The 3,511-nt window shown below is 75.5% G+C and carries 3 protein-coding genes; all 3 read left to right on the forward strand.

Translation table 11 applies throughout. From position 1 onward, the window contains the following. On the forward strand, positions 1 to 1,509 hold a 1,509-nt coding region (locus DZF91_RS26475), incomplete at its 5' end, for a M28 family peptidase (protein ID WP_199486909.1). A gap of 211 nt (positions 1,510 to 1,720) precedes the next feature. Beyond that, entirely contained in the window at positions 1,721 to 2,899 is a 1,179-nt protein-coding gene (gene aroC, locus DZF91_RS26480) for a chorismate synthase (protein WP_117359895.1), read from the forward strand. Positions 2,900 to 2,907: 8 nt separating this feature from the next. Further along, positions 2,908 to 3,423 (forward strand): shikimate kinase, encoded by a 516-nt coding sequence (locus DZF91_RS26485; protein WP_117359896.1) that lies wholly within the window; start codon positions 2,908 to 2,910, stop codon positions 3,421 to 3,423. The last annotated feature ends 88 nt before the right edge of the window (positions 3,424 to 3,511 follow it).

Genomic DNA, 3,511 nt, shown 5'->3' on the forward strand with positions numbered 1-3,511 from the left:
GCGGCGCTCGCGGCGGCGGCCCTGGTCGCCGGGATCGCCCCGGCCGCGCACGCGGCCCCGGCCGGGCGCGGCGACGAACGGCTCGCGCGGCAGATGGTCCGCGAGGTGACCGCGGACAACGCCTGGCGGCACCTCCAGGCGTTCCAGCGCATCGCCGACCGGAACAACGGGATCCGGGCGTCCGGCACGAACGGGCACCTGGAGTCCGCCGCGTACGTGGAGGGCAGGCTGCGCGCCGCCGGGTACCGCACGACCCGGCAGCCGTTCACCCACGCCGACTTCGACTTCCTCGCCTCCTCGGGACGCGTCGTCGCGCCGTCCGCCCGGACGCTGCACCCGCTCGTCGCCCGCTTCTCGGCGAACACGCCGGCTGGCGGCCTCACCGCGCGGCTGGCGGTCGTCCCGACCGGGACGGACGCCACGCCCGGCTGCGAGGCGTCCGACTACGCGGGCGCCGACTACCGCGGCGCGATCGCGCTGATCGCGGCCGGCGGCTGCACCAACACCGTCAAGCAGAGGACGGCCGCCGAGGCGGGAGCCGCCGCCGCGCTGATCAACACCAACAACCCCAATCCGGACATGATCCTGCGGACGCGGCTCACCGCCGCGGACGTGAGGATCCCGGTCGCGTCGATCGGCCGCGGCGAGGCCGAGGCGCTCGCCGCCGACGCGGCCCGCGGCCCGGTCACCCTCACCGTGGACCTGCGCGGCCGGGCCAGGACCGTGACCACCTTCAACGTGATCGCCGAGACCCCGACCGGACGCGCCGACAACGTCGTCATGCTCGGCGCGCACCTCGACGGCGTTACCGAGGGCCCCGGCATCAACGACAACGGCTCGTCCAGCGCCATGGAGCTGGAGACCGCCCTCCAGCTCGCGCGGCACTTCAAGCAGGTGCGCAACAAGGTCCGCTTCGCCTGGTGGGGCGCCGAGGAGCACGGCGACCTCGGCTCCGGCGCCTACGTGGCGGCGCTGACCGAACGGGAGAAGGCCGACCTCGCCCTCTACCTCAACTTCGACATGATCGGCTCGCCGAACTACGCCCGGATGGTCTACGACGGCGACGACAGCGACCACGAGGGCGCCGGCCCCGGCCCGGAGGGCTCGGCGCAGATCGAGAAGGTGCTCACCGACTTCCACGGCTCGCGCGGCCTGCCGACCGTCGGCCGCGACTTCGACGGACGCTCCGACTACGGGCCGTTCATCGCCGCGGGCATCCCGGCGGGCGGCGAGACCAGCGGCTCCAACCTCATCAAGACCGAGCAGTGGGCCCGGCTGTTCGGCGGCAGGGCCGGGCAGTCGCTCGACTGGTGCTACCACCAGGCGTGCGACGACCTGCGCAACGTGAACCGGACGATCTTCGGGCAGCTCGGCGCGGGCATGGCCTGGGCGACCGGCCGGTTCGCCCTCAGCACTGGCGGCGTCGTCCCGGACGACCCGGCCGAGCGGGCCCGGCAGCGCGCCGCCGCCAAGCACGGCCTCGCCCGTCCGGCCGCCGACACCGAGTGACCTCCCCGGCCACCTGACCCGCCCGCACCGCTGGGGCGAACCGTCCACGTGACCGCTGGAGACCGCGCGGCCCCGCCCGTCCACTCCGGACGTGCGGGGTCGCCGGCGCGCGGGTCCGCGCGCAGGTCGGAGGCCGCCTCGGTGGGCGGACGGGTCTCACAACCTGGACGTCCGGCCCGAGCGCGCCCGGCGACTCAATAGGATCGTGGGCATGCTGCGCTGGTTGACCGCGGGCGAGTCCCATGGCCCGGCCCTCACCGCGATCGTGGAGGGCCTTCCGGCCGGCGTGCGCGTGACCTCGGCGGACATCGCCGAGGAACTGCGCCGCCGGCGGCTCGGGCATGGGCGGGGCGCCCGGATGAAGTTCGAGCAGGACCAGGTGTCGATCCTCGGCGGCGTCCGGCACGGCTGTACGCTCGGCGGCCCGGTCGCCGTGCAGGTGGGCAACACCGAGTGGCCCAAGTGGGAGACCGTGATGTCCGCCGACCCGGTGGACCCGGACGTCCTGGCGGCCCAGGCGCGCAACGCGCCGCTCACCCAGCCCCGGCCCGGCCACGCCGACCTCGCGGGCATCCAGAAGTACGGCTTCGACGACGCCCGGCCCGTCCTGGAGCGCGCGAGCGCCCGCGAGACCGCGGCCCGCGTCGCGCTCGGCACGGTCGCCAAGGCGTTCCTCAAGCAGGCCCTCGGCGTCGACATCGTGAGCCACGTCGTCTCGCTGGGCGAGATCGAGGCCCCGGACGGCGCCGTCCCCGGCCCCGGCGACCTCGCCGCCGTGGACGCGTCGCCCGTCCGCTGCCTCGACGCCGACGCGTCCGCCCGGATGGTGGCGCACATCGACGAGCTGAAGCGGCAGGGCGACACCCTCGGCGGCGTCGTCGAGGTGCTCGCCTACGGCCTGCCGCCGGGTCTCGGCAGCCACGTCCACTGGGACCGGCGGCTCGACGCGCGCCTCGCCGGCATCCTCATGGGCATCCAGGCGATCAAGGGCGTCGCGGTCGGCGACGGCTTCGAGACCGCCCGGCGGCCCGGCTCCCGCGCCCACGACGAGATCGACAGCACCGCGGACGGCGTCCGCCGCCGCACCAACCGCGCGGGCGGGATCGAGGGCGGCATGACGACCGGCGAGCCGCTGCGCGTGCGCGCCGCGATGAAGCCGATCTCGACCGTCCCGCGCCGCCTCGACACCGTGGACGTCGCCACCGGCGAGCCCGCCAAGGCGATCAACCAGCGCTCCGACGTGACCGCCGTCCCGGCCGCCGGGGTGGTCGCCGAGGCGATGGTCGCGCTCGTCCTCGCGGACGCCGCGCTGGAGAAGTTCGGCGGCGACTCGGTCGAGGAGACCGCCCGCAACCTGTCCGGATACCTGTCCTCCCTCACCGTCAAGTAGAGGAAACGATGGCCCGTCCCAAGGCCGTGATCATCGGCCCGCCCGGCTCCGGCAAGTCCACCGTCGGCGCCGCCCTCGCCGACCGCCTCGGCGTCCCGCTGCGCGACACCGACGCCGACGTGGAGCGCGCGGCGGGCAAGCCGATCGGCGAGATCTTCGTGGACGACGGCGAGGAGCGCTTCCGCGAGCTCGAACGCGCCGCCGTCGCCGCGGCGGTCGCCGAGCACGAGGGCGTCGTGGCGCTCGGCGGCGGCGCGATCCTCGCCGCCGAGACGCAGCGGCTCCTGGAGGAGGGCCAGACGGTCGTCTACCTGGAGGTCGGCCTGGGCGAGGCGGTCAAGCGCGTCGGCCTCAACCAGGCGCGTCCGCTGCTCGTGCTGAACCCGCGCAGCCAGCTCCGGAAGATGCTGGCCGAACGGCTCCCGATCTACGAGCGGCTCGGCACCGTCCGGGTGAAGACCGACGACCGCACCCCCGAGGAGGTCGTGGAGGAGATCGTCGCCGCGCTGGAGGCCGCCGAGTGAGCCCGGCGGCCCAGGACGGCGAGACCCCCGCGGCCCGGGACGGCGCGGCGGGGCCCGGCGGGACGCCCGCGACGCGGGACGGCGGCAC

This window comes from Actinomadura logoneensis (assembly GCF_003428695.1).
GTDB classification, from domain to species: domain Bacteria; phylum Actinomycetota; class Actinomycetes; order Streptosporangiales; family Streptosporangiaceae; genus Spirillospora; species Spirillospora logoneensis.